Origin of the sequence: Defluviitalea phaphyphila, from assembly GCF_001466305.1 — a bacterium.
Taxonomy (GTDB): domain Bacteria; phylum Bacillota; class Clostridia; order Lachnospirales; family Defluviitaleaceae; genus Defluviitalea_A; species Defluviitalea_A phaphyphila.
In genome coordinates this window covers 1-1861 of sequence record NZ_JWID01000055.1, presented here as the reverse complement: position 1 = coordinate 1861, position 1861 = coordinate 1, and the positions used below count along the sequence as shown (strand labels likewise).

Genomic DNA, 1861 nt, shown 5'->3' with positions numbered 1-1861 from the left:
AAAAGATCATTTTCAACAGGATAATGAGTAAAAAACTACATTCTTAAATGATCAAAAAGTTACATTTTTAACTTGACATTTATACATATTTTAAGACTTTACTTCGTAAGTATCATAAACACAAAATATGCAAATATTATTATAGGAGCAACCAAGAAAAACATAATAAATTGTTTCTCAATAAGCAGTGCTAACAAAACAAATGTCCAAAAAGGTAAAAATATTATATTTGTAGATCTTCTCATTACTCTTTTATTATATTTTATATATTTTTCATCATCCTTAGTATCATCAACAACTACATTCTCTTCTTTATCATTCAATTCATAATTATTCATCAATCCATCTATAGTATATCTTTTCTTACAACTTTGACATTCATATATAATACGACAAGAATAAACTTTCATATAAGTTAGTGAACTTCGTCTCCATTCTTCAAATTTTTTATCAGTATGTTTTACTAATTCTTGACTCCCACAATTAGGACATATTTTTTTCTTAAATAATAAGAATATCAATTCCTTAAATTTAAAAGTATATTCGTTTTTTACATCAAATCCTCTGCTCATGTTTTCCCCCTTTCTCAAAATAACTTTTGTAAACTTAAGTAAGAATTGAGGACTCCAACCCCTCTGGAAAAATGAAACCCATCATGCAAAAATTATACTAGTAAAGCATAAAAAGTACAGCAATAATAAGATAGTTATCAAAAATACCTTTGCCGTAACTACTATCATCAATCTACACCTTTTACCCTTTATAAAAGACAACCTAAAAAAATTATATCACTTAATTAAGTTAAAAAATTAGGTACAATTTTCAACTTTTAATAATCAGACTTCCTGTTGCTATTTTTAAAGAGAAATTTGAAATTATTTTAAAAAATATTGTTAAAATATTAATTTTAACATCAAAGTTGTATAAAAAATAATGTAACTATTATCTTAATTAATCAAATTATGAAATATTATTCCTTAATTATATTCATATTTATTATATCTTACAAATTATCTTACTTCTTACTTAATAGTTACACTAATTCCTTCTCCATATAAATTTGCTGCTTTTCCTCCTATTTTAAAACCATTTTCTTTTGTCCATGAACATTCCCAACCCGTACCAAAAGCTCCTCCATATCTTTCACGTGTAATTGTAACACTTCTATTAAAAATATTAATAGTAATACTGTATTCTCCTGATATTGCTGCAACCATAGCCTCTCTTTTAAACCCAATAAAATCTTTGCTAATTCCTGACTTCATACTAAAATCAGCTGTTAGTATTTCTACTTCTCCACTTCCAGATACACTTAGATTTTTAAATATCTTATAAGTATTTGTTTGACCTTCAATATCTACTGATGATACACCAATTCCTCCACCTACATTACCAAATATACTAAAATTTTCTTTTTCAAAAGAAAGTCCTGGCTCTATATCTAATTCTACACTACCAAGATATATATTCATAGTACCTAACAAATCATTTTTAACTCCAAAATTTCCAATATAATAATTGTCATCACGATGACCAAAACCATCTGAATAAACATTGTTACCATTATTATTTTTTTTATCAGTACATTTCTTATACCCACTAGGGTCTATGTACATTATTGGGTTGTTTGCTACATAGGTGTAGAGGTTTAAGCCATCCCCTCGGTATATGTCTTCTTGGGTGAATCTTCCTATGGTTGGGTTGTAGTATCTTGCTCTTAGGTAGTACTGGTTTTGTTCTTGGTCAAATTGTTCTCCGGCATATCTAAATACGTTGGGGATTTCTTCTATTTCTTTTATTATATTACCAAATACATCGTATTCATAGTAGTTTGTAAGTTTTTCTTCTTGATCTGTTAGGT

2 protein-coding genes are annotated in these 1861 nt (G+C 27.1%); both read right to left on the bottom strand.

Features of this window, described 5'->3' with window-relative positions; genetic code table 11:
• Window positions 1–98 precede the first annotated feature (98 nt).
• On the bottom strand, window positions 99–572 hold the full coding sequence (locus tag OM90_RS12035; protein WP_058487099.1) for a hypothetical protein: 474 nt from the start codon (window positions 570–572) through the stop codon (window positions 99–101).
• A gap of 450 nt (window positions 573–1022) precedes the next feature.
• Window positions 1023–1861 (bottom strand): RHS repeat-associated core domain-containing protein (locus OM90_RS12030; protein ID WP_058487098.1); only part of this gene is annotated, 839 nt, incomplete at its 5' end.

Coding starts and splice junctions, on each gene's coding strand:
- OM90_RS12035 (WP_058487099.1), bottom strand. CDS start 572: ATGAGCAGAGGATTTGATGTAAAAAACGAATATACTTTTAAATTTAAG.